Origin of the sequence: Thermodesulfobacterium commune DSM 2178, from assembly GCF_000734015.1 — a bacterium.
GTDB classification, from domain to species: domain Bacteria; phylum Desulfobacterota; class Thermodesulfobacteria; order Thermodesulfobacteriales; family Thermodesulfobacteriaceae; genus Thermodesulfobacterium; species Thermodesulfobacterium commune.
On record NZ_CP008796.1, the window covers coordinates 1,223,001 to 1,247,613 of the forward strand.

The 24,613-nt window shown below is 38.6% G+C and carries 18 protein-coding genes and 2 pseudogenes; 12 read left to right on the forward strand and 8 right to left on the reverse strand.

The window, feature by feature from the left end; genetic code table 11:
* Positions 1 to 9 precede the first annotated feature (9 nt).
* From HL41_RS06225 to HL41_RS06250, 5 genes are read right to left on the reverse strand one after another with little or no spacing between them, the layout of a single operon-like run.
* Positions 10 to 1,197, reverse strand: coding sequence for an exo-beta-N-acetylmuramidase NamZ family protein (locus HL41_RS06225; protein WP_051754542.1), 1,188 nt, complete (start codon positions 1,195 to 1,197; stop codon positions 10 to 12).
* Positions 1,181 to 3,634 carry an N-acetylmuramoyl-L-alanine amidase gene (locus HL41_RS09105; RefSeq protein ID WP_051754543.1) on the reverse strand — a complete coding sequence of 818 codons (2,454 nt, stop codon included), beginning with the start codon at positions 3,632 to 3,634 and terminating at the stop codon, positions 1,181 to 1,183. The genes HL41_RS06225 and HL41_RS09105 overlap by 17 nt, the downstream gene beginning before the upstream one ends.
* Positions 3,635 to 3,643: 9 nt before the next feature.
* Positions 3,644 to 6,211, reverse strand: coding sequence for a DNA mismatch repair protein MutS (gene mutS, locus HL41_RS06240; protein WP_038062474.1), 2,568 nt, complete (start codon positions 6,209 to 6,211; stop codon positions 3,644 to 3,646).
* Positions 6,212 to 6,221: 10 nt separating this feature from the next.
* Positions 6,222 to 6,854 (reverse strand): nicotinate-nucleotide adenylyltransferase, encoded by a 633-nt coding sequence (nadD, locus tag HL41_RS06245; protein WP_038062471.1) that lies wholly within the window; start codon positions 6,852 to 6,854, stop codon positions 6,222 to 6,224.
* The gene (locus tag HL41_RS06250; protein ID WP_038062468.1) at positions 6,835 to 8,103 is read right to left on the reverse strand and encodes a glutamate-5-semialdehyde dehydrogenase; all 1,269 of its coding nucleotides are present in this window, start codon (positions 8,101 to 8,103) and stop codon (positions 6,835 to 6,837) included. Before HL41_RS06250 ends, nadD begins: the two co-directional genes overlap by 20 nt.
* 83 nt (positions 8,104 to 8,186) lie before the next feature.
* Between HL41_RS06250 and HL41_RS06255 the strand changes: the two genes are divergently transcribed.
* The 9 genes from HL41_RS06255 to hemA all read left to right on the forward strand — a co-directional run bounded on the left by HL41_RS06255 (position 8,187) and on the right by hemA (position 18,150).
* Entirely contained in the window at positions 8,187 to 9,764 is a 1,578-nt protein-coding gene (locus HL41_RS06255; RefSeq protein ID WP_038062465.1) for a sensor domain-containing diguanylate cyclase, read from the forward strand.
* On the forward strand, positions 9,751 to 10,503 hold the full coding sequence (locus HL41_RS06260; RefSeq protein WP_028841572.1) for a TlyA family RNA methyltransferase: 753 nt from the start codon (positions 9,751 to 9,753) through the stop codon (positions 10,501 to 10,503). The genes HL41_RS06255 and HL41_RS06260 overlap by 14 nt, the downstream gene beginning before the upstream one ends.
* 55 nt (positions 10,504 to 10,558) lie before the next feature.
* On the forward strand, positions 10,559 to 11,506 hold the full coding sequence (locus HL41_RS06265; protein ID WP_038062463.1) for an HlyD family secretion protein: 948 nt from the start codon (positions 10,559 to 10,561) through the stop codon (positions 11,504 to 11,506).
* The gene (locus HL41_RS06270; RefSeq protein WP_038062459.1) at positions 11,491 to 13,191 is read left to right on the forward strand and encodes an ATP-binding cassette domain-containing protein; all 1,701 of its coding nucleotides are present in this window, start codon (positions 11,491 to 11,493) and stop codon (positions 13,189 to 13,191) included. Before HL41_RS06265 ends, HL41_RS06270 begins: the two co-directional genes overlap by 16 nt.
* A gap of 5 nt (positions 13,192 to 13,196) precedes the next feature.
* Positions 13,197 to 14,306, forward strand: coding sequence for an ABC transporter permease (locus HL41_RS06275; protein ID WP_038062457.1), 1,110 nt, complete (start codon positions 13,197 to 13,199; stop codon positions 14,304 to 14,306).
* Positions 14,307 to 14,316: 10 nt separating this feature from the next.
* Positions 14,317 to 15,432 carry an ABC transporter permease gene (locus tag HL41_RS06280; RefSeq protein ID WP_038062454.1) on the forward strand — a complete coding sequence of 372 codons (1,116 nt, stop codon included), beginning with the start codon at positions 14,317 to 14,319 and terminating at the stop codon, positions 15,430 to 15,432.
* Positions 15,433 to 15,503: 71 nt separating this feature from the next.
* Positions 15,504 to 15,911 (forward strand): universal stress protein, encoded by a 408-nt coding sequence (locus HL41_RS09110; protein WP_051754545.1) that lies wholly within the window; start codon positions 15,504 to 15,506, stop codon positions 15,909 to 15,911.
* A 9-nt stretch (positions 15,912 to 15,920) separates the two neighbouring features.
* Positions 15,921 to 16,748 carry a cytochrome C assembly family protein gene (locus HL41_RS06290; RefSeq protein ID WP_038062452.1) on the forward strand — a complete coding sequence of 276 codons (828 nt, stop codon included), beginning with the start codon at positions 15,921 to 15,923 and terminating at the stop codon, positions 16,746 to 16,748.
* On the forward strand, positions 16,738 to 18,150 hold the full coding sequence (gene hemA, locus HL41_RS06295; protein ID WP_038062449.1) for a glutamyl-tRNA reductase: 1,413 nt from the start codon (positions 16,738 to 16,740) through the stop codon (positions 18,148 to 18,150). The genes HL41_RS06290 and hemA overlap by 11 nt, the downstream gene beginning before the upstream one ends.
* A gap of 3 nt (positions 18,151 to 18,153) precedes the next feature.
* On the opposite strand, the gene HL41_RS06300 is transcribed toward hemA, so the two are convergent.
* Positions 18,154 to 18,609, reverse strand: a complete 456-nt coding sequence (locus tag HL41_RS06300; protein WP_038062446.1) for a single-stranded DNA-binding protein — start codon at positions 18,607 to 18,609, stop codon at positions 18,154 to 18,156.
* Positions 18,610 to 18,700: 91 nt separating this feature from the next.
* Between HL41_RS06300 and HL41_RS06305 the strand changes: the two are divergent.
* Positions 18,701 to 18,979, forward strand: a pseudogene (locus HL41_RS06305) (N-acyl homoserine lactonase family protein); the annotation flags it as partial.
* Here HL41_RS06305 and HL41_RS06310 read toward each other — a convergent pair.
* Positions 18,945 to 20,150: an IS256 family transposase gene (locus tag HL41_RS06310; protein ID WP_038549552.1), complete on the reverse strand. Its 1,206-nt coding sequence runs from the start codon at positions 20,148 to 20,150 to the stop codon at positions 18,945 to 18,947. The pseudogene HL41_RS06305 and the gene HL41_RS06310 overlap by 35 nt on opposite strands.
* Before the next feature lie 119 nt (positions 20,151 to 20,269).
* On the opposite strand from HL41_RS06310, the pseudogene HL41_RS06315 reads away from it, so the two are divergent.
* Positions 20,270 to 20,806, forward strand: a pseudogene (locus HL41_RS06315) (N-acyl homoserine lactonase family protein); the annotation flags it as partial.
* Between the two features lie 27 nt (positions 20,807 to 20,833).
* Here HL41_RS06315 and HL41_RS06320 read toward each other — a convergent pair.
* Positions 20,834 to 23,428 (reverse strand): calcium-translocating P-type ATPase, PMCA-type, encoded by a 2,595-nt coding sequence (locus tag HL41_RS06320; RefSeq protein WP_081856536.1) that lies wholly within the window; start codon positions 23,426 to 23,428, stop codon positions 20,834 to 20,836.
* 120 nt (positions 23,429 to 23,548) lie between these two features.
* On the opposite strand from HL41_RS06320, the gene recA reads away from it, so the two are divergent.
* The gene (recA, locus tag HL41_RS06325) at positions 23,549 to 24,607 is read left to right on the forward strand and encodes a recombinase RecA (RefSeq protein ID WP_038062672.1); all 1,059 of its coding nucleotides are present in this window, start codon (positions 23,549 to 23,551) and stop codon (positions 24,605 to 24,607) included.
* The last annotated feature ends 6 nt before the right edge of the window (positions 24,608 to 24,613 follow it).

Sequence of the window (24,613 nt, forward strand, 5' to 3'; positions counted from 1 at the left end):
GTTTTATTTTTACTCATACATCAAAATAGAGGCTATCTCTTCCTGATAATTTTTTAAATTATAATACAGATAAAAATCAAGGTCAATTTCTCTTTTCCCTTCTAACCAATCAACCACCGGTTTACTACCCACCAAAATGTCTATCGGACGTTTTTTTTCCTCAAACTCATAAGGGATCTCTAAAAACTCAAACTCCGAAAAGTTTTCTTTTATAAACCTTAGCAAAATAAGGGTGGTTTTAACTGGTTGAAACCTTACTGGGTCTTTTACGTATAGTTGAAAACCAAAACAACGGCTGCCTTTCCATTTATCAAAAGTAGGCTCAAAAACAAAAGGCCTCAAAAATACGTGGTTTTTTTCTGGAAGGTCTAATTTTTCCCAAAAATTAAGCACCTTTTCTATCCTTAAGTAAGGAGCACCAAAAACCAGAAAGGGTAGGGTTGTGCCTCTACCTTCAGAAAGGTTGGTACCTTCAAGCAACACCTGACCTGGATAAACAAGGCTACACCACCAGGAAGGAAGGTTAGGGGAAGGTAAAACCCAAGGCCTCCCAAGTTCCTTCCATAACAAACTTTTCCTGTAACCCTTTACAGGAACTACCTCTAAATCCAAACCTGGAAAATGTCGTTTTTTAAACAGTAAGGCTAATTCTCCTATGGTTAAACCATGCCTTAAAGGTAAAGGGTCGAGGCCTACAAAGGATCTAAAATCTTCTTCTAAGTAAGGGCCTTCTATCTTTCCTCCTATCGGGTTTGGTCTGTCAAGGACTACTACTTTTTTCCCTAAGTTAAAACACACCTTAAGTAGCAAAAACATCGTCCAGATATAGGTATATACCCTACAGCCAACCTCCTGCAGGTCCACAAAAACCACGTCTATGTCTTCTAAATGATAAGGTTCTGGCTCTAACCTTGGGCCATAAAGACTTATCACAGGGGTTTGGGTAAAGGGCTCCACTTCGTCATAAGACCCTATCATGTTAGCCTGTTTCTCTGAGTAAAGCCCATGCTGAGGGGAAAAGATAAGCCTGAAGTTTTTCCCAAAAGCCTGTTTAAACCTTATAAAGGTGGGGGTAAAGGTCTCATCAAGAGAGGCCTGATTGCAAAGAAGGGCAACTTTATACTTCTGATAAACTTGATAAAGCCCCTGAGAAAAAAACAGGTCTACGCCAAAAAGAGATTTAAGAGGTTTTGCCATGGAAGTTCTGAGAAAGTTTTAGAGTTTGCATATAAGATTCTACTCCCTTAGCGATACCTTCAGCAACCATTTCTAAATAATGAGGATTTTTAAGTCGTGACTCTTCTACAGGATTGGTTATGAAAGATACTTCTACCAAAACAGCAGGCATCCTTGTACCTACCAAAACCAAGAAAGGAGCATACTTCACCCCTCGAGAAGTGGTATCAGGATAAAACCTTACTAAGGTTTGATGAAGATATTGATTAATCTTTTCTGCCAAAAGTTTTGACTCTGAAAGTTTGGTGTTAGAAAGAACTGCCTTGATTAAATCTTGAAGGTCGCTTAAGGTTTTGTCTGAAGCTGAGTTTTCAAGAGCTGCAACCCTCATAGACTCTGGGTCTGTGCTAAAGTTAAGATAATACACCTCGATACCTCTTGCGTTAGGGTCAGGAGAGGCGTTGGTATGTAGAGAGATAAAAATGTCTCCTTTTTTAGAGTTAGCTATTGCTGGCCTCTGAATTAAGGGGATAAAAACATCGGTATTCCTTGTTAAAATTACCTCTACCTCTGGCAAGTGCTCCTTAAGTTTTTGCGCTAACAGTTTAGCTATCTGAAGGTTAACCTCCTTTTCTTTGAGCCCTGTAGGTCCTACAGCCCCTGGGTCTTCGCCCCCATGTCCTGGGTCTATTACTATCCTTTTTATCCCTAAACCAAACTGTCTCGCAAGATTTATGTATTCCTGCTTGTCCTCGGGCTGTTTTTTCTTAGAAGACAAACTCTTAGATTTTTTAGGTTTGGTAGCTATAACAGTAGAAGGCATCTTTTCTTTGCCGGTAAAATCAAGCACAAGCTGATGAGGGTCCTTTAACTTAAAAATTTTGTAAGAAGTAAGGCTTTTTAGGTCAACCACAACCCTTACTACGTTTTTATCAAACTGACCTACCCTTACCTTTTGTAGATGTACGTCCTTAAGTTCTATTTCCTTAGGAACTTTAGGGTCAAGGTTTGCTGGATAGATGTCTACATAAATCCTTGGAGTAGGACTTTTAAGGATGTTAGTCTGGTACTCAAAGTTTCCAGAAACACCGATGATAATCCTGGTATAGTCTTCTCCTGTTACCGGAGAAACCTCTAACACCCTTTTGGCATCAGCTACTAAAGCTGGAGCAGGTTGAGCGTTTACCTTGGTTTCAGAACGCTTAGGTACCACTTGAGGGGCTAAAGTAATCTTAGGCTCTTGAGCGGTTTGATTTGAAGTATAAAATTCAAATGTTTCTCTCTTTTTTTTCTTCTTTTTAGCGATTTCTTTTTGAGTAGCAGGAGAAGATCGCTGAGGTAAAGGTTTTAGTTGAGCAAGATAAGCACTTTTAGGAAACCTTTGCTCAAGCTCCTTTTTATATCTTTCAGCAAGGTTTTTGTCAGATAACTCCTCACCATATATCTTAGCCAGCATATAATAGGCTTCTTCTGTCTCAGCTGAGTTAGAATAATAAGTCAAAAGTCTTTGATAATTCTTCACCGCTTGGTTCAGGTCTGATTTTCGCAAAGATTTGGTATAAGCCTGGTAATAAGCCTGAGCTGCTTGTAACACTGCCTTAGGAGCTAAAGGGTTGTTTGGATAAAGAAGATAAAACCGCTTATATTCCTCTGCCAACCTCACCCATTGCTTTCGGCTAACCTTTGGACTGTTTTTTAACCCTTCAAACTTCTTTTCCAAAGCCTGAAAACTCGTCTCTTTTTCCTCTAAAGGTTTTGAAGGCTGAGATGAATAAGAACCTTCGTCCTCTTCCTTTGGTCGGATGATAAGTTTTTGGTTTGGTGTTAAAATTTCTGACCTGAGATGGTTAAGCCTTTTAAGTTCCTCTTTAGAAACACGATATCTCTTGGCGATACTATCTAAACTTTCTCCCTTCTTTACGATGTGGTATACATACTCTTTTTTTTCTGTGGTTTTTAATTTTTCTCTGGTAGAGGGTTCTTCCTTTTTGACCAAAAGCTTTTGCCCGACTTTCACCTTATTGGTCTTTAGGTTGTTTAGTCGTTTTATCTCTTCAGGAGTTATTCCATATTTCTGAGCAATCGTTTTTAAGGTTTCACCTTTTTGAACGGTATGATATATCTCAGCCCCCTGAGAGGTTTTAGGCTTAGTTTCTTCCTTTTTTGGCTGATCCTTTTTGACCCCAACGATAAGCTTTTGTCCTACTGAAAGTTTATCCTTCTTTAGGTTATTAAGCCGCTTTAACTCAGCTATAGAAAGGTTATATTTCTTGGCTATTTTTTCTAAGGTTTCGCCTTTTTGCACGGTATGGTAAACATACTCTTGAGAGGCCTTAGGAGTAGAATAAGACTTAGTAGCCCCCTTTACTTGAGAAAATCCCCCTACCAAAAGAAGAAAAAAAGACCAGAAAAAAATTAACGTAATCCAGTTCTTGGGAATTAGTTTGAACTTTTTCATTTTTCCTTTTTATTTTAACTCCTTTTTAATCTCCCACAAAAAGTTCAGAGCTTCAACAGGAGTTATCTCTTCTATGTTTAAATTTCTTATCTTTTGAAGCACAGGATGTTCTCGGTCAAAAATAGACAACTGAGTAACCCTCTTTGAAGCTATCTTTGTTTCACTTGGTTCCTTAAGATTTTTTCTCTCTAATTTATAAAGTATTTCTTTAGCTCTGTCAACCACCTCTTGAGGAATTCCAGCCAACTTTGCCACCTCTATACCATGAGACTTGTTAGCTGCCCCTGGTAAAACCTTATACATAAAAATAATATCATCTTGCCATTCCTTAACAGCTACATGATAGTTTTTGATTCCCGTATAGATTTTACCAAGCTCAGTTAACTCAAAGTAATGGGTTGCAAGCAAGGTAAAAACCTTTTTTTCGTACAAATTTTCTGCTATAGCCCATGCAATGGACATACCATCATAGGTGCTAGTTCCTCTTCCCACCTCATCAAGAACCACCAGGCTTTTGCTGGTTGCGTTTTTCAGGATATAGGCACATTCACTCATCTCTACCATAAAGGTACTTTTACCTCGAGCAAGTTCATCCCCAGCCCCTATCCTGGTAAAAACCTTATCAAAAACCCCAAGCCTTGCATACTTTGCAGGGACAAAGCTTCCCATCTGAGCCATGATGACGATAAGGGCTGTTTGCCTAAGATAAGTAGACTTTCCTCCCATGTTAGGACCGGTAATCACCAAAAGAACAGCCTCATCCTTTTTTAACTCTACAGAATTAGGTATAAACCTTTCCTTACCCTGGATTTTTTCTATAACCGGATGTCTTCCTTCTTCTATGTAAAGCCCTTCTTCTTCGGTAATCTCAGGACAAACATAGTCGTTTTCTACTGCCACTTTGGCTAAAGAAACAAGCACATCAAGGGTAGCAAGCCCCAGACTGGTTCTTTTTAAATCCTCTTTATACTGAGCTACCTCTTCCCTCAACCCTAAAAACAACTCATACTCTAAATTTTTGATTTTTTCCTCGGCGGTGATGATCTTTTGTTCCAGCTCTTTTAGCTCTGGGGTTACAAACCTTTCTACGTTGGTTAAAGTCTGTTTTCTCTCAAAATAAGGGGGAACAAGCCTAACATTCCCTTTAGATACCTCAAAATAATAACCAAAAACCCGGTTATACCCTATCCTTAAGTTAGGAATCCCTGTTTTTTCTCTCTCTTTTCTTTCTATGGCTGAAAGGTAGTCTACGGCATGATCTTTTAGGTCCCTCAGTTCATCTAAGGTGGGGTCTATCCCTCTTTTTATGATCCCACCGTCTTTTAAAGTATAAGGAGGGTTTTCTACCAAAACCTCACAAAGTCTTTGATATAACCCAGTAAACTCTCCTAACTGAGAGAGGATGTCTCTTAAAAGTCTTGGAAGTTGATCTATTTCAGAAAAGATCTCTTTTATCTCCGGAAGATACTTTAAACTATCCCTTAAAAGAGCCATCTCTTTAGGATTGATTAGCCTTAGACTACATTTGGTAGAAAGCCTTTCTAAATCAGGTAATTTTTTCAGAACCTCTCTAAGGGCATCTCTTAAGTCTGGTTTTTCTACCAAAAAACTTACAGCTTCTTGTCTAAGTTTGATCTGATTAATGTCTCTCAACGGATAAATTATCCATTCTTTGAGAAGTCTTGCCCCCATCGGGGTGACCGTAGCATCTAACACCCAAAAGAGAGAATATTTTTCAGACCCATCCCAGAGGTTTTTTACCAGTTCTAAGTTTCTTTTGGTGGCTTCATCCAAAAATAAAAACTCCTCTGGATAGTAAAAAACCGGGGCTTCTATCTTATCTAAAAGATGGGGCTGATAGTTCTGTAGATAAACTAAGATAGCGTTAGCTGCTTTTAGCCCTTCCTGGTAACGCTCGTAATAGGGAAGTTTAAGAAGGTCTTCTACCTGGGTTAAACCAAAAGCTCTTTTGTCTAAAAAACTTAGATGTACCTTAGGAAGACTACCTTTGATAAGAGAGATCCATTCAGACTCAGCAAACTCCTCTAAACAAAGGATTTCTCTTGGTTCACGTTTTAACAGTTCAGACAAAAAGGTTTCTCTGTTTACCTCGGTAAAGATAAACTCGCCGCAGGAAAGCTCTAAAAAGGCAAGTCCTGCTTTTTTATCTAAGTAGAGGCTTGCAAGATAGGTTTTACTTTTTTCTGGAAGTTCTAAGTCTACCATTAAACCAGGAGTATAGATCTTAACTACCTCTCTTTTGACAAGCCCTTTAGAGGTTGCAGGGTCTTCAACCTGTTCGCAGATAGCAACCTTAAAACCAAGGTCAACCAGCTTCTGGATGTAAAAAAGGGCTTTTTCTACAGGAACACCACACATCGGGGCAGTAAGCCCCTTTCCTGCCTCTCTTTTGGTTAAAACCAACCCTAAGAGAGGGGCCACTGTCTCTGCATCTTCAAAAAACATCTCATAAAAATCCCCAAGCCTGAAAAAAAGTACCGCATCAGGATACTGATGCTTTACCTCAAAATACTGTTTAAACATCGGGGTTATCTCAGCCTTAACAGAACCTCTCATCAAAAACCTCTTATCGATAAAGTTGATGCTCTAAAATATAGGTTAAAACCTCTTCAGGCACAAGGTACCTTACCGAACGACCATGTTTAACCAAAAAACGAACCATCGAACTTGAGATGTCTAACGGAGTAACCTCTAAAAGAAATACCCTTTCTTTAGAAAAGTCATCTTCCCAGAGTTGATTTAACTTTTGTAAAAAAGCCTCTTTTAAAGCCTCAGACCCTTTTAAACCCCTTGAAACCACCACCAGGTTAGTGTATTGCAAAAATTCCTGGTAATTCCACCAGGTTTCAAACTGATAAAAACTGTCCCAGCCTATTATCAGAAAAAATTCTACCTCAGGGTAAGAGGCATTTAATCTCTTTAGGGTTTTTAAGGTATAAGAAGGTTTAACGTGTTTTTCTATGTCTAAGGCCTTAAAAAAAGGATTGTCTTTTATCGCTAAGCTTACCATGTTAAACCTGTGGTCAAAAGAAGAGAGAGTTTCTACTTTTTTATGAGGAGGATATCCTGCGGGGATAAACCATACTTCCTGTAAACCAAAGGCTTCTCTTACCTCTTCTGCAACCCTTAAATGGGCTAAATGAGGGGGGTCAAAGGTCCCCCCTAAAATACCGATTTTTTTAGGTTCTAATTTGACCATTACCAAAGGCTATAAACTTGGTGGTGGTTAGCTCTTCAAGCCCCATAGGACCATAGGCATGAATTTTGGTCGTAGAAATACCTATCTCTGCACCTAAACCAAGCTCTCCTCCGTCGTTAAACCTGGTAGAGGCATTCACCAAAACCAGGCTTGCATCCACCTCTTTGATAAACTTCATAGCCTTAGAATAGTTTTCTGTGACGATGGCTTCGGTATGATTACTTCCGTATTTAGAGATGTGTTCTATCGCCTCATCTATATCTTTTACCACCTTTACCGCCAGGATAAGGTCAAGGTACTCGGCATACCAATCTTCTTCAGTGGCTGGTTTAGCCCAGGGAATAAGTTTTAAGGTTTCAGGGCAACCTCTCAGCTCCACCCCGTATTTTTTGTATTCTTCTGCAAGGTCTGGCAAAAATTTAGGCGCAATCTTTTCATGGACTAACAAAGTTTCCATCGCGTTACATACCCCTGGTCTCTGACACTTAGCGTTGATGGCAATCGTTTTAGCCATTTCAAGGTTGGCCTCCTCGTCTACATACACATGACAAACCCCTTTATAGTGTTTGATAACAGGCATTCTGGCTTTTTCGGTGACAAACCGGATAAGCCCTTCTCCACCTCTGGGTATGACTAAGTCTATATATTCCTCAAGCTCTAACATATACTCCATGGCGGTTCTGTCAGGGGTTGGAATAACCTGCACCGCATCCTCAGGAAGGTTAAACTCTTTTAAAGTTTGTCTAAAAAGGTCAGCCAGTGCCAAGTTAGAGTTTAGAGCCTCCTTTCCTCCCCTTAAAATTACGGCATTACCACTCTTGAAACAAAGCCCAGCTGCATCTATGGTAACGTTTGGTCTGCTTTCATAAATGATAGCTATCACCCCTAAAGGAATACGCATCCTTCCTACCATAAGGCCATTAGGTCTTTTCCACATCTTTACCACTTCACCTACAGGGTCAGGAAGTTGGGCAACCTCCTCTAACCCCTTAGCCATGGCCTCTATTACCTTATCAGAAAGGGTTAACCTGTCTATAAAAGCCTTGGTATGTCCTTGCAAAAGGGCCTGGTTTACGTCTTTTTCGTTAACCTTTTTTAATTCTTCCCGGTTTTCTCTTATCTTCTGAGCTACCCGTTTTAGCACCTCGTTTTTTACCCCAGAAGAAAGAGAAGTAAGAGTTTTAGAGGCAGACTTCGCCTTCTTAGCTATTTCTAAAACTACCTCTTTCAAATCTTTTGGTCCTTCCATCTTAAAACCCCCTTTATCCTCTTTTTTTTTGACGATCTTTTGGTAGTATACATTAGATATCATTTTATATTAAAAGCGCAAAAATGGGAGAGCTTGACAGACTATTAAAACTTGCTAAAAAGCCCTTTCCTCCTCTTCCTGCTTTAGTCAAAGAAACCCTTGAAACCTTTTTGTTAAAAGAAGAAAGGGAATTCTTAAATTTCCTCGATGAAAGGCAAGAACTTAAAAGGTTTATCATAGAGACCACCAATCTTCCTCAGTTTAGGAAAGACAACCCTCCTGTCTCAGATTTAAGGAAGGCAATCCTGATTTTAGGAGAAGACCTAGTAAAGCTTTTAGTTCTCTCTTTTTTATCCCAAAAGCTTAAAAAAAACACCTTTAACGAATTTAGTTTTGACCTTTTTTGGGCAAGGGCAATAGCTAACCTTGGCTTATCTAACCTTTTAACCTCTCATATAGAAAACTACCCAACCCATCTACACGTAGCCTCTTTTTTGATGGACTACGGAGTGCTGGTTTTATATCAGGTCTATCCTGAAGGATACTTACAGGTCTTAAAACTTAAAAAATTAGGGAAAACTACCCTGGATGCCGAAAGAGAAGTTTTTGGGGTTGACCATGCAACCATAGGTGCAGAATACTTTGAAAACTATAATTTCCCAAGAAGGTTTGTGCTTGACCTCTATCATCATCACCGTATCACCGGCCTTCCTGAAGAAATTCCTCAGGATGTACTTTATGACATAAAAATTTTAAACTTGATAGACTCAGGTATAGGGGCCTATTTTAGCACCAAAAAAGAACATAAATACCAAAGGTTTCAGGAGGTTTGCCAAGAAGTTTTAAACCTTTCTCAAACAGAGGCGACAGTTTTACTCGATTCCCTTCCTGGATTTATCAACCAGTTTTATGAAATCTTAGGGTATGAGACCTACAAACTTATCCCCTATACTGAATGGATTAAAAAAAAGGAAAAGAAAATCAAAGAACAACTTCAGAAGATCGAAGAACAAGAAAAGGAAGAAAAAAAACTGCTTGAAATTTATAAACAAGAATTAGCCAGAGTGTTACGAGAAAAGGAACTTTTACTCAAACAACTTGAAAAGACAGAAGAAGCCTTAAAAAAACAAACCTTTTTTGACCCTCTTACTGGACTTTATAATGAAGAATATTTTCTTTTAAGGCTTAAGGAAGAATTTTTAAGGGCCAAAAGATATCAACGAATTTTTAGCGTCCTTTTCTTTGAAATAGAAAAAGGAGAAGAGATTGCAGAGACTCAAAGCCTAAAAGGAGAAGAAATTTTTATCAAGTTAGTGGCTGAAAACTTAGCCAGCAGATTAAGAAGGGTTGACGTGATCGCTAAACTTAAAAATCCCTATCGTTTTGGAGTTATCCTTCCTGAAACCCCACTCTCTGGTGCGATGGTGGTAGCAAGAAAACTTTTACAAACTCTAGAAAACCTCTCTTATAAAACCTTTAACCTTAAAAAATCTGCTTTCATCGTAGCCATCACCTACGATCCTAAGCAAATAAACCCTAAAACCGATCCTAATGTAGAACTTATTCTTAGGGCTTTAGAAAAAGGGCTTGAGATACTCAAAGAAAAACAACAAAGAAGAATTCTTTCGATGGTGATCGATAAAGAAATTGAAGCAGCATAAACTCAGAGCAGATAAAATCTTAGTAGAAAAAGGGCTTGCTGAGACCAGAGAAAAGGCTCAGGCCCTGATCATGGCAGGTAAAGTCTGGTGGTCAAAAGACGAAAAAAACTGGATAAGGGTAGAAAAACCAGGGCAAACCCTTTCATGTGAAGTATTTTTAAGAGTTGACGAACCTATACCTTATGTTTCTCGAGGAGGGCTAAAGCTTGAAGGAGCCCTTGAAGCTTTTCAGATAGATGTCACAGGGTTTGTATGCTTAGACATAGGTGCCTCAACCGGTGGGTTTACCCACTGCCTTTTACTAAAAGGAGCTAAAAAAGTATATACTGTAGACGTAGGTAAAGGCCAACTCCATCCTCTTTTAAGAAACGACCCAAGGGTTATACCTAAGGAAGAAATAAACGCCAGATATCTTACCCCGGAGATGTTTCCTGAAAAAATGGACCTGATTACCATAGACGTATCTTTTATTTCTCTAAAAAAAATCCTTCCGGTTACACCGCCCCTTCTTAAACCAGAAGGAAAGGTCTTAGCCCTGATTAAACCTCAATTTGAGGTAGGGCCTAAACTTCTTAAAAAAGGGGTGGTTAAAGACCCCTGGGTCCATAAAAAAGTGGTAGATGAAATCTGGGACTTTTCTATCTCTTTAGGATTTTTACCTTTAGGAGTAGCTCAAAGCCCTATCCTTGGTCCCAAAGGAAACAAAGAGTTTTTTATTTTACTTGGTCTGCATACCTAAAACCTGTTTTTCTACTGTTGCACATCTTCGCTAAAAAGTATATAATGTTTGAGATATGAACCTCAGTTTTAAGACAAAGCTGCTATTTTTCGTTCTATTTTTAGGATTATTCGCAGGTGGGATTTTCTGGTACGTTAACAGGCAAAAGACCCCTCCAGGGGTTCTTATTTTACATGGAAGGGTCGAGGGTAAGGAAATCAACCTTGGCACAAAAATTCAAGGAAGGGTGATAAAGCTTTACAAAAGAGAAAGCGACCCGGTAAAAAAAGGAGATCTTCTTGCAGAGCTTCGCCCTGATGAATACTTTGCCCAGCTTCAAGCAGCTCAAAACGAGGTTCGTTCAGCAGAAGAAACCATCCTTATGGCAGAAAGCTATCTTGTTAAATCCCAATCCCGAGTTGAACAAGCCAAAAGAGACCTTGAACGATATAAAAAACTATACCAAGAAGGTTTGGTTTCTAAAAGAGACCTTGAGGTTGCAGAACTGGAGTACAAAACAGCCCTGTCAGAACTTAAGGTAAATCAACGTTACATCAACCAAGCCAAGGCTAAGTATCTATCAGCCCTACAAAAAGTTAAAGAAATAGAGGTTGCTTACAAGGAAACCAAAATCTATGCCCCTTCAGACGGGGTTATCCTTTCAAGGGTAGCTGAAGAAGGAGAAGTCGTAAACCCAGGGCAAGTTATCTATACGATGGTAAACCTTCAAAACCTTTATATCAAGGTTTACATCCCTGAACCAGAGGTTGGGAAGGTAAAACTGGGCCAACCTGCAAGGGTGTATGTAGACGCCTATCCTAACCGCTATTTCAACGGAACTTTAACCAGGGTCTATGAAAAAGCCGAATTTACTCCTAAAAACGTAGAAACCAAGGAAGAAAGGGTAAAACTTGTTTTTGGAGCTGAGGTCTCGGTAGAAAACCCAGAAGGGCTTTTAAAACCTGGGATGCCGGCAGACGTGGTAATAAAAACAGACCCAAAGGCAGAATGGGTAAAGCCTTAGACGAGCCTGTTCTTAAGGTTGAAAACCTCTCCAAGTTTTATAAGAAAGTTTTAGCCGTAAACAATGTTTCCTTTGAGGTAAAAAAAGGAGAAGTCTTTGGTCTGATAGGACCTGACGGAGCAGGAAAAACCACCATCGTCCAAATCCTTGCGGGAGTCTTAACTCCTTCCTCTGGTAAAGCCTACGTAAACGGTATAGACGTTACCAGAGACCCTGAAAAGGTTAAAAAATTTATCGGATATATGCCTCAGGGGCTTGGATTAAACCTTTATGACAACCTTACCATCGAAGAAAACATAAACTTTTTCCGCAACCTAAGGGAAATCCCAGAAGAGGTATTTCAAAAAAACAAAGAAATCCTTTTAGAGATTACCAGGCTTAAACCTTTTTTATCAAGACCGGCTAAAGCCCTTTCAGGGGGTATGCGACAAAAACTTGCGTTAGTCTGCACTTTACTACACCTGCCAGACATCATCTACCTTGACGAACCTACAACAGGAGTTGACCCACTTTCAAGACAGGACTTCTGGAAAATTCTGCAAACGTTGGTTCAGGAAAGAAACATTACCGTTCTTTTAACTACCTCTTACATGGATGAGGCAGAACGCTGCCAACGAATAGCCCTAATCCATAACGGTAAAATCTTACTTCAGGGTAAACCCGAAGAGTTTTCTGATTTAGAGCAAACTTTTGTCTCTGTGATTTCAAAAGAACCTCCCAAGCCTTTACAAAAACCTTCTTTAAGCTTTACCTCAGAAGAGACCTTGCTTGTCTGTGATAAGGTGACCAAGGCTTTTGGAAAGTTTAAAGCGGTGGATAAGGTAAGCTTGGAGGTCAAAAAAGGTGAAATTTTAGGGCTTCTTGGTCCTAACGGTGCAGGGAAAACTACGTTAATCAAGATGATGTGCGGACTTTTAGAACCTACCGAAGGGGATATCTTTATCGCAGGGTATAATGTAAAAAGAGAAAGAGCTAAGGTGTGGCAGCTAATAGGATACATGTCTCAAAAATTCTCCCTTTACAGAGACCTGACGGTGATGGAAAATGTCAATCTTTATGCCGGGCTCTACGGAATAAAAGGACAAAATTTTACCGAGCTTTTAACTAAGCTTGGACTTTCTTCCTGGGAAGAAAGACTTGTTAAAGATGTCCCTTTTGGGATAAGACAAAGGGTTGCCCTTATGTGTGCCATCTTGCATAACCCTGTGATCGTGTTTTTAGATGAACCAACCTCTGGAGTAGACCCTGTAGCAAGAAGATCCTTCTGGGAGATCATTTACTATCTTTCAAGAGAAAAAGGCATAACTGTTATCGTTTCTACCCATTATATGGATGAAGCAGAAAACTGCGACAGGATAGGTCTTATGAACCGGGGAAGGCTTATTGCAGTTGGCACCCCTGAAGAACTAAAAATCACCTCTGAAACCCTCGCTGGTAAACTCCTAAAAATAAAAACCCCAAGGTTTAAAGAAGCCTATACCCTGTTAAAAAACAATTTTCCTAACCTTTATTTTTACGGAAACAAACTTTTTTTAAGAACTTTTACTCCTGAGAAAGATCAACCAAAGATTTCCGAGATTTTAAAAACAAAAGGTATTGAAGAATATACGATTGAAATTACTCTCCCTCCTTTACAAGAGGCTTTTGTAGACTTTATCTTAAAAGACCTGAAGGAAAACCCATAGAAACGATGTTAAAAAGACTGATAGGAATAACCAAAAAGGAATTTACCGAGCTTATAAAAGACAAACTATACCTTACCTTTGTGTTTGTAGTCCCTGTAATAGTGATGTTTTTATTAGGGTATGGGTTAAACTTAGATGTAAAAGGACTACCTGTGGCCTTTCTTGACTATGATCGCAGTAAACTAAGCAGGGACTACATAGATAGTTTCGTGAACTCTGAGTACTTCAAGCTTTATACCCTGGCAGACAACTATAAAGAAGCTGAAGGCCTGCTAAACTCTGCTAAGGTAAGAGCGGTAGTAATCATACCACCTGATTTCTCACAAAAACTTTATAAAAAAGAAAAAACAGAGGTACAGGTGCTTATCGACGGCACCTATCCAAGTAGAGCAGAGGTAGTAAAAGGCTATATCAGTACCATAAACACCCTTTTTAACCAAAAACTCCTTGGAAACCAGAACTCCTTAAAATTTCCCATAGAGTTAGAAATAAGAGCCTGGTATAACCCTGCCCTTGAGAGCAAAAACTTTATCATGCCAGGGATGTTGGTAACCACCCTTTGTTTTTATCCGGTGCTCCTCAGTTGCTTGGTAGTAGTAAGAGAGAAAGAATTCGGAAGTATTTTTAACTATTACACCTCACCTGCTAAAAGATGGGAAATCATATTTGGTAAAGCTATCCCCTATGTTTTCGTCTGTTTTCTTACCTACTTAATACTTTTTGCCATCACGGTTTTTGTCTTCCAAACCAAGTTTATCGGAAACTTTATCGTACTTTCCTTAGCAAGTATCCTCTATCTTTTTTGTACTGTTGGGCTTGGACTGTTTATCTCCACCGTTACCAAAACTCAAATTACCGCTATGCTTCTTGCCTTTATCACCACCGTAATTCCTACCTATCTTTATTCAGGATTTCTTTATCCTGTGAGTAGTATGGAGTTTAGCGGAAAACTTGTTAGCAGGGTGATTCCTGCAACCTATTTTTTAGACATCGTAAGAGGAATCTATCTAAAGGGACTGCCTTTTCATTATTTTATATCCAACATCCTGAGCCTTTTTTTGTATGCTTCTGTGGTCTATCTGGCTACCATCTTAAACTTTAAGAAAAAACTTTAGGATAACCTTTATGAGGCTTATAACGTTAATCAAAAAAGAATTTCTTCAGCTTTTCAGAGACAGGATTTTGTTAATCGTTTTAGTCTATGCCTTTACTGGGGTGGTTTATACAGGGGGTAAAGGGATAACGCTTGAGGTAAGAAACTTTGCAACCATCGTATTAGACCAAAGCAAAAGTCCTGAAAGTAGAGAATTCTTATCTAAGATAAGACCTCCCCATTTCAGGATAGTAGCGTATGTTAACTCTGACAAAGAGGTAGTAGAATGGCTGGATAAAGGTAAAGCCTCTATGGCCATAGTCATACCTCCTGAGTTTGAGACTGATGTCAAGCAAAAAAAGGGAAAAATCCAGGTTATCATCGACGGCACCATGTCGATGACCTCTACCATGGCTATTTCTTATGTATCAACCATAGCTCATGAATATTCTTTAGAGATCTTAGACTTTTCGGTCTATCAGAAAACCTTAAGGATACCTCAGGTAGAAACAAAACCCCGCAGCTTTTTTAATCCTAACCATCTTAGTACCTGGTTTATGAGTCTCCTTGAACTTTTTAACATGACAACGATGGTTTCCCTTCTTATAAGTGCCTCAGCTTTGATAAGAGAAAAAGAATATGGTACCATCGAACAACTTTTGATAACCCCTGTAAAAACCTGGGAGGTTTTTTTAGCCAAGATTATTCCTACGGTAGTCGTAATCGGTGTTTTATCCTTGCTTAGCTTATTTATCATGGTAAAAGGCGTTTTTAAGGTCCCGATAAAAGGAAACATCATCTTATTTTTTTTGGTCACCTGTCTTTATGTGTTTGCCATGTCTTCCCTTGGGATAGCCATCGCAACGATAGTAAACAACCTCTCTCAGGCGATGATGGTAATCATAGTGATTCTCGTACCGATGCTTATGATTTCAGGAGCCTGGACTCCCCCAGAAGCTATGCACCCTGTGATCAGGTCTCTAAGCCTTTTTTCTCCGATGAGGTATTATTTAGAGTTTGGCTACGGGGTTTTACTTAAAGGGGTTGGGATAGAGTATCTCTGGAAAGACATCTTAGGGATTTCAGCCGTAGGAGGGGTAATCTTTCTTTTATCAGCCTTAAGATTTAGGAAAAGTTTTGCTAAATAAAGCTTTAAGTTTGATTAAAATAGTTTTTTATGCTAAAATAATAAAAATCCTATCCTAAAAAGGAGGTAATTATGAAAATAGTGGTAGCTTACGACGGTTCAGCCGACGCTAAGGAAGGATTAAGGATGGCTCTTACTTTTCTAAAAGAGACCATAGATGAAATTATTCTTTTAAACGTGGTAAGAAAAAGAGAAGAAATGTCTAAGGAAGAAGAGGCCAAAGCTGTAGAAAAGGCTAAAGCTTTGCTAGAAGAGGTAGCTAAAGAGGTAAAAGACGGTTATAAAGTAAGACAGGAAGTATTGGTTGATTTTTCCGTAGCTGAGGCTATCTTAAACTTTGTAGAACAGGAAGAGCCTGACCTTTTGATAATGGGTGCAAGAGGGGTAAGACCTGACATCATCAGATACACCCTTGGTTCTACTGCTGCTAAAGTGGTTAACTTTGCTCCTTGTTCTATCTATATAGCTAAGAAAAAGTAACGTCAGTTGATGGGTGATTTGCTTTTTGACCTATATTTTTTGGTTTATTTTGTTTCGTGGATAGGTTTTTATTTTTATTTTAAAACCCTTAAGAAAGAGGCGTTAAAATACGCCCAAATCGTCTTGGGTTTAGGTTTTTTTTTACACACCGTATTTTGGGGGATAAAAGCTTACGAGATAGCGATTTTAAAGGTCTTAACCTTTAAAGAAGTTTTAAACTTCTTAGCTTGGAGCCTTGTTTTAGTTTATTTCGGCTTTTCTTTTTTAAGCCAGGTAAAACTTTATACTGTAGGTTTTTTTATCCTCCCCTGGGTAATTGGCTGTCTTCTTTTAAGCTTTTTTTTATCCTCTGGTAAAGTTTCCCCCTTTTCCCCTTATTTTTATAACCTTTGGTTTCCTATACATGGAATTTCTGGCTTAATCTCCCATGCCTTTTTACTCTTTGGTCTCACCACTTCGATCATGTATATTTTGCAAGAACGAGAAATTAAAAAAAAATCTTTAGGTCTTTTTTATAAAAAACTTCCTCCTTTAGAGTATTTAGACCGGGCAAGTGAAATCTCCCTTTATCTTGGGTTTCTTTTTCTTTCTATCTCGATAATCACCGGGGCTGTATGGAGCAACTTTGTTTTTGGGGACTACTGGAGATGGTCTTCAAAGGAAGTGTTTTCTCTGGTGTTGTGGTTGCTTTATGCGGTGCTTATCCATCAAAGGGTAGTCATTGGCTGGAGAGGAAAAAGGTCTGCTAAGATGTTTATTTTAGGGTTCGGGATTTGGTTTTTAAGCTTCTTTGTGATAAACTTATTTACCAAGGGGTTTCATACTTATGGGTCTTGACCTTGAGATTACCATCCTTCTCGTAGGACTAAACCATAAAACCGCTCCGGTAGAAATAAGAGAAAAACTTTCTTTTAAAGACAGCCCAGTCTTTCCCCTTGAAAAGCTAAAAAGTGAGGGACTAAGCTTTAAAGAAGCCTATTTTCTTTCTACCTGTAACAGGGTCGAGTTTTGCTTTGTGTTAGAAAAATCTCAAAAAGACTTTTTCTTATCTGAACTGTTTTCTTTTTTTGAAAAAGAGGTAAAGGTCACACAAAATGAGCTTAAAAAGTACTTTTATCAGTTAGAAAACGACGAGGCGGTAAAGCATCTTTTTGAGGTAGCCTGTGGTCTTGATTCTCTTGTTTTAGGAGAACCTCAAATTTTAGGACAGGTAAAAGAAGCGTATCAAAAAGCACTTTTTTATAAAACTTCAGGGATTGTGCTCAATCGTCTTTTGCACAGATGTTTTTTTGTTGCCAAAAGGGTTAGGACTGAAACCGGCATCGGAGGAGGCGCTGTCTCTATAAGCTATGCTGCCTGTGAACTTGCAAAAAAAATCCTCGGAAGCCTCAAACAAAAGGTGGTGTTACTGGTAGGTGCAGGAGAGATGGCAGAACTTGCCTGTATGCATTTTATCTCAGCCGGGGTTAAAAAAGTTTTGATCGCCAACCGAACTATTTCTAAGGCTGTTGAGCTTGCTGACCGGTTTAAAGGAGAGGCTTACAGTTTAGAAGAACTGCCTTATGTACTTACCAAGGCAGATGTGGTTATTTCCTCTACAGGTGCCCCCTCTTTTGTAATTACTAAAAAGATGGTTGCCTCTATCTTAAAACTCAGAAAGTTCCGACCCCTTTTTATCATAGACATAGCTGTTCCAAGAGATGTAGAACCTGAGGTTAATCAGTTGGAAAACGTCTATGTCTACAACATAGACGACCTAAAAGAGGTGGTAGAGGGAAACTTCCAAGAACGTAAAAAAGAAGCCTTGAGGGCAAAGGTTATCATCGAAGAAGAGGTGTTCAAGTTTAAAAAATGGCTTAAACAAATGGAGTTGCATCCTACTATCAAAGCTCTCAGTGAAAAAATGGAACAACTAAGAAAAAACGAACTGGCAAAAACCCTAAAAAAACTTAAAAACCTCTCGGAGGAAGAAAAACAACACTTAGAAGTTTTAACCCAATCTTTGGTCCAAAAAATCATTTACTATCCTATCAAATTTATCAAAAAAGACCATCACGAAAAAGGAAGCAAGGCTATAGGTATAATAAGACAGATGTTTGAACTAGATAGCTTAGAGACTGAAACTCAGTTTAAACAACCAGAGAATTTAGAAAATTCAGATCAAACTGAAAAAGAACTACCCAAAAGAGAAGAAAAACAACCGATAGACCCTTCTATGAAAAAAGTTTTATTACAGTAAAACCTAAAAAGGAATATCATCTTCATCGATCAAAGGTTCTTCTAAAGCCTCAAGTTCTAAATCGACAGATTTTTTAGAGATTTTGGGGGAGGTTTCCATATGATAGGATTTAGCAGAATCATTAGAGGTTGAGGACTTTTTATCTAAAATTTGCATGTTTTGAGCGACTATTTCTGTAACATACCTTTGCATACCCTGTTTATCTTCAAACTTGCGTGTTCTAAGTTTACCTTCTATGTAGACCTGAGAACCTTTACTTAGATATTCTCCACAGATCTCTGCCAACCGACCAAAAGCAACCACCCTATGCCATTCAGTAAGAACCTCTTTCTCTCCGTTCCTTACGATTACCTCATTGGTAGCTAATCTAAAACTGACCACAGGTTTTCCATCAATAGTATACCTAATCTCTGGATCGGCCCCTAACCTTCCTATCAAAATAACTTTGTTTATACTCATAGTTTAAATATTAAACCCCTTTTCTCATTTTTCAACCTGACATATAATTAATATCTGATTATATAACACCCCCAAAGACAAGGAGTAAATCATGAAAAAAGGTCCGTTTTATAAAATTCATCCTATCGTGGTTGGAACCAAAGTTTTTGATAAAGGAATGATGACCTATCAACACGATTATGGAAAGGAATATGTAATCCCAATCTATTGTTGGCTGATCGAGGGTTCAGACAAAGTTATCCTTATAGATACAGGTCTTCTTGAGGTAATACAATCTGATTTTAGAGAACAGGCTATCGGTGGAAAAATCTATAAATTTGAAGAAGGGACACTTGTCAAGAGAATTGTGTCTCCTTATAAAATCTCTTTACAAACATTTGCCTCAATTCGTATAAAGCAGACTTAATTAAAGGAAGTGGTTTTTGCCATCTCGTTTTCTGAATCCGACTTACTGTTATGTATATCGCAACCTCTGCTGTCTTGATTGATTGAAAATATCCCCCTGTATTTACCCTTATCAGCTCTATCCTGCTATTTATATTCTCAACCACATTCGTCGTGTATATATACCTCCTCACCCCCTCAGGATATTTCTTATAAACAAAATAATGCTCCTTCTTTTTCAAAAGTCCCTTTATATAAGCTGGATACTTCTTCTCATAACTCTTACATAATTCCTCAAATCTAATTAAGGCCCTCTCATACTCCTCTATCCTCTTTATAATGCTTAACTCCTCATAAAATTTTTTAGCATCCTGCTTAGACATGTTCCTGTTGATGTTCCTTTGCATGTGTACAAAACAAAGCTGATGATCTGTCTCAGGAAAAAGGGCTTTTATGGCTTGAGCAAGGCCAGGAAAATCATCACTCACTATTACCATAACCCTCTTAACTCCCCTCTTTATCAAATCATTAAGTATCTGGAGCCAGTCCTCCTTCGTCTCTGAACCAAAATAAATGTAATAAGAAAGTAAATTTTTTCTTCCCTCCATATCTATTCCGATGATATTATAAATAACTGCTTTTCTGATTCTGTTGGCTTCGGTATCTTTTATCTGAGTATGATAAGCGTCTATAAACATAGCAAACAAATTTTCTGGCAATTCTTTGGTTTTTAATTCTTTGGCTTGGTTATACAATTCTTCTTTAATTTCTTCTATTTGTTCTGGAGAGTAGGGAAGTTTCATAGATTGCAAGAGGGCTTTGATTTTATTGGGGGAGTAGCTTTGGAGAACGAGGTTAAGGATAAAGTCCTGGAAAGATTCATCAGCTTTTTGCCATTCAGGAGGAAGAATAGCAGGTCTGAATTCAGATTTTCTATCTCTTGGGACAGAGATACCAAGGTTACCTAAGAAACAGGCAAGTTGTCTTTCATAGTAACCATTAGCTTTATTATCAATACTATCTCTAAGGAATATTTCTCTTTCTTTTTTCATGAGAGCGTTTAAGAGGAGTGCAGCAGCCATTTTGATACCCTCTTTTGATTCAATTTTTGAGATTTCACTTAAAACTTTTTCTAAATCTAAGTCTAAGTTTTTCATTTTACAGACCTCCTGGTTAGTTTAGTCTTTTAGGTTTTATGTTATCATTAATTTAAAAAATATTAAAAATTTTTATTATGCCTCTAAAATATTTTATTAAAAGACACAATTTATATTCTACTCCCGAAGAAGGGCTTGCTAAATGGGGACTTTCTCCTAAAGATATAGACATAGTCATTCATACCCATCTTCATAACGACCATTGTGAAAACGATTTCAAATGTGTCAATGCAACCTTTTATGCCCATGAGTTAGAGTTTCAATCTGCCTACAATCCCCATCCTTTAGACTTTAGATATATGGTTGAGTTTATAGAAGATTTAGACCAGGCAGGGCAGATGGTGCATATAAAAGAAGAGGTGTTTGAGGTAGCCCCTGGAATTACCATGGTGCACACCCCTGCACATACTAAAGGAGGAATGAGCGTTCTTATCAACACAGAAAAAGGGCTTGTAGGAATAACCGGATTTTGTGTAATTCAGGAAAATTTTGAACCTCCCAGTAAAATAAAAGCCATGGGAATGGAGGTTATCCCTCCTGGCACCAACATAGACCCTTATTTAGCCTATGATCAGATGGTAAAATTTAAAAATATGGTAGACATTTTAATTCCATTACATGAACCAAGGTTTTCCTCTTTAGAAACCATTCCTTAAAGGCTAAAGTAAAAAATTTTAAATGGTTTAAGCCTTAAATTTGGTACTGATCCCTTTATATCGCCTTTTTATAAGCTTTTCTATTTCTACAGCTATAAACACTATAGATGATGCTGCAAAGGTAATGATTAACTCTCTTAAGGACAGGGGTTGGGTGTGGAAAAGTTTATTAAAGAGCGGACAGTAGATGATACCTAGTTGTAAAACCACGCTAAAAACTATGGTATAAAAAAGCGGCTTATTAGAAAACAACCCTATCTTAAAAATAGACTCCTTTTCAGACCTTATCGCAAGAGCATGTCCCAACTGACTTAAGCACAAGACAGAAAACACCATGGTTTGCCAGTGAAGGTTGTATTTTATGGCTAACCCCTGAATGAAAAGACAAACTATTCCCATCAACCATCCCACCCAAACAATATGGATTCCAAGTCCATGGGCAAAAAGGCTTTCTTTAGGATGCCTGGGAGGTCTTTGCATTATGTCTTTTTCCTCTCTTTCTCCTGATAAAGCGATCCCTGGAAGGCCATCTGTAATCAGGTTTATCCAAAGTATATGAACCGGTAAAAGAGGTAAAGGAAGACCTAAAAAGGGAGCTAAGGCTACTGTCCAGATTTCTCCAGAGTTGCTGGTCATGGTGTATTTTACAAACTTTCTTATGTTATCATAGATCCTTCTTCCCTCTTTTACCGCTTGGGTAATGGTGGCAAAGTTATCATCAAGAAGTATCAAATCACTTGCCTCTTTAGCTACTTCTGTGCCACTTCCCATGGCAACCCCTATGTCTGCCTTTTTCAAGGCTGGGGCATCGTTTACTCCATCTCCTGTCATGGCCACAAACTGCCCTTTGTCCTGCAATGCCTTTACAATCTTTAACTTTTGTTCAGGAGAAGTCCTTGCATAAACCTTTATCTTCTCTACCCTTTTTTCAAAATCTTCTAAAGACATCTCCTCTAATTCTTTCCCTGTAATCAGCGCACTATCTAAAGGATCATCTTTTTCAACGATTGAAAGGTCCTTAGCGATAGCCCAGGCAGTTACAGGGTGGTCTCCTGTGATCATCACCACCTTTATTCCTGCAGACTTACAGAGAGCTATAGCCTCCTTTACTTCCTTTCTCGGTGGATCAATCATTCCACAAAATCCAAGAAAAATAAGCTTGCTTTCCATAGTTTCGGTTTCAAAAAACTCAGGGATTTCCTTATATGAAAAGGCTAACACTCTCATACCTTTTTTAGCAAACTCTAAAGCCTTGTCAGAGATCTCTTTCTTTATTTCTTCTGTAAGAGGAACTATCTTGTCCTCAAGCAGAATAAAAGCTGACTTTTCAAGGATGGTTTCTAAACTGCCTTTGGTAAAAACAATATATCCATTTTCTTTTTTATGAACCGTGGTCATAGCCTTTCTTTTTGGGTCAAACGGAATTTCAAACACACGAGGGAATTTTTTCTGAAGCTCGACTTTTTCAAAATGGTTCTCTTTCGCATATTCATAAAGGGCAATCTCTGTAGGGTCTCCGGTAGGGTTACCTTCCTCTGTAAGCCTGATATCGTTATTTAAAGCCATACATAAAAAAAGATAGTTGGTCTGTTTTTCAAACGAAAAAACCTCTCTTACTGTCATTTTATTTTGGGTTAAAGTGCCGGTTTTATCTGTACAGATAAAGGTTACCGAACCTAAGGTTTCTACTGCAGGCAAATTTCTTACAAGAGCATTTAGAGCAACCATTTTTTTGGCACCAAGAGCAAGGGTGATGGTCACCACTGCTGGCAAGGCCTCAGGAACAGCAGCCACAGCCAAAGCAACCGAGGTAAGAATCATCCTTAAGGGTTCTTCATCCCTTAAAACCCCAAGAATAAAAATAAGCAAACAAATAAAAAGAATGGCTACACCAAGTTTTTTTCCAAAATCAGTAAGCCTTTTCTGAAGCGGGGTCTTAGTGTCTTCCTGTTGGACCATTTTTGCAATTTTTCCAAGCTCAGTATTCATTCCTGTGGCAACTACCACTCCCTTTCCCCTTCCGTTGGTGACAAAAGTTCCTTTAAAAACCATGTTTTTCTGTTCAGATACAGGCAATTTTTCTCCTGAAATTGGTTCAACCTGTTTTGAAACAGGAACAGATTCACCGGTAAGTAAAGATTCGTCAACCTTAAGTTGATAGGCCTCTAAAAGCCTTAAGTCTGCTGGGATAACCTCTCCTGCCTCGATCAAAACTATATCCCCTGGAACAAGTTCCTCAGCCGGGATTTTTTTAATCTTCCCGTCTCTTATAACTACTGCATAAAGAGAAAGCATCTTTGAAAGGGCTTCCATTGCCTTTTCTGCTCTGTAGGCCTGTATAAACCCAATAAGACTGTTTATTAAAAGAATGACGGTTATAGTAACCGCATCAATCCACTCTCCTAAAAAACCAGAAATAAGGGCAGCTCCAACAAGGATAAAAACAAGAAAATCTTTAAACTGACTCAAAAATAAATTTAAAGGAGATCTTTTCTTTTTCTTTTCCAAAACGTTTTTTCCATAAATCGCAAGCCTTTGGGTAGCCTCTCTTTCTGAAAGACCTGTTGGACCGGTGTTTAAAACTTCTAAAATCTCTTCTGCGGTTTTTTGATAAAACTCCATGAGAAAGATTTTAATTTTAAAGTTTAAAATTTTGAAGATTTTGAGGCTAAAATTCATATCTTTTTTAAAAAAAATTTTTATGGTATGATAAAAAAAGCAAATAACTGGGAGGTTATTTTTATGGATGTTTTAGAAAAGAAAAAAGCCGTAGAGGCTGCTATTTCTCAAATAGAAAAGATGTTTGGTAAAGGTTCTATCATGAGACTCGGAGAGGGGGCTAAAAAAATAGAAGTTTCTGTAATTCCTACCGGGTCCCTCAGTCTTGATATTGCTACAGGTATAGGAGGCATCCCCAGAGGAAGGATAACAGAGATCTACGGGGCTGAGGCTTCAGGTAAAACTACCTTAGCCCTTCACATGGTAGCTGAGGCTCAAAAACAGGGGGGAGTAGCTGCTTTTATCGACGCTGAGCATGCCTTAGACCTAAACTACGCCCAAAAATTAGGAGTTAACATCGAAGACCTTCTTGTGTCCCAACCAGACACAGGAGAGCAAGCCTTAGAGATAGCAGAGGTATTAGCAAGAAGTGGGGCGGTAGATATCATAGTGATAGACTCAGTTGCAGCCCTTGTACCTAAGGCTGAGATAGAAGGCGAAATGGAGGACCAACAAGTGGGGCTGCAGGCTCGTCTTATGTCTAAAGCCATGAGAAAACTTACCTCTGCCATCTCTAAAAGCAACACCGCTGTAGTTTTTATTAACCAAACTAGAATGAAGATAGGGACTTTCAGCTACGGAGGTCCCCCAGAAACCACCCCTGGAGGTATGGCCCTTAAGTTTTTTGCTTCGTTAAGACTTGAGATAAAGAAAATCGCCTCCATAAAAGAAGGACAAGAACCATTAGGACACAGGGTAAAAGTAAAAGTGGTAAAAAACAAATTGGCCCCTCCTTTTAAAGAGGTGGAATTTGACATCTATTTTGGAGAAGGTATCTCTAAGGAGGCTGAGCTGGTTGACCTTGGGGTAGAGATGGAAGTAATCGAAAAAAGCGGTTCCTGGTTCTCTTATCAGGGAGAAAGACTTGGGCAAGGCAAAGAAAACGTAAGAAAACTACTTAAAGAAAACAAACAACTTGCCTTAGAGATAGAAAATAAAATAAGAGAAAAAGCAGGATTGCCTCTAATTAAAACCCCCTCTGAAAAATCTACCGAGAAACCTCAAAAGGGAAAACAAGGATAAAACTTG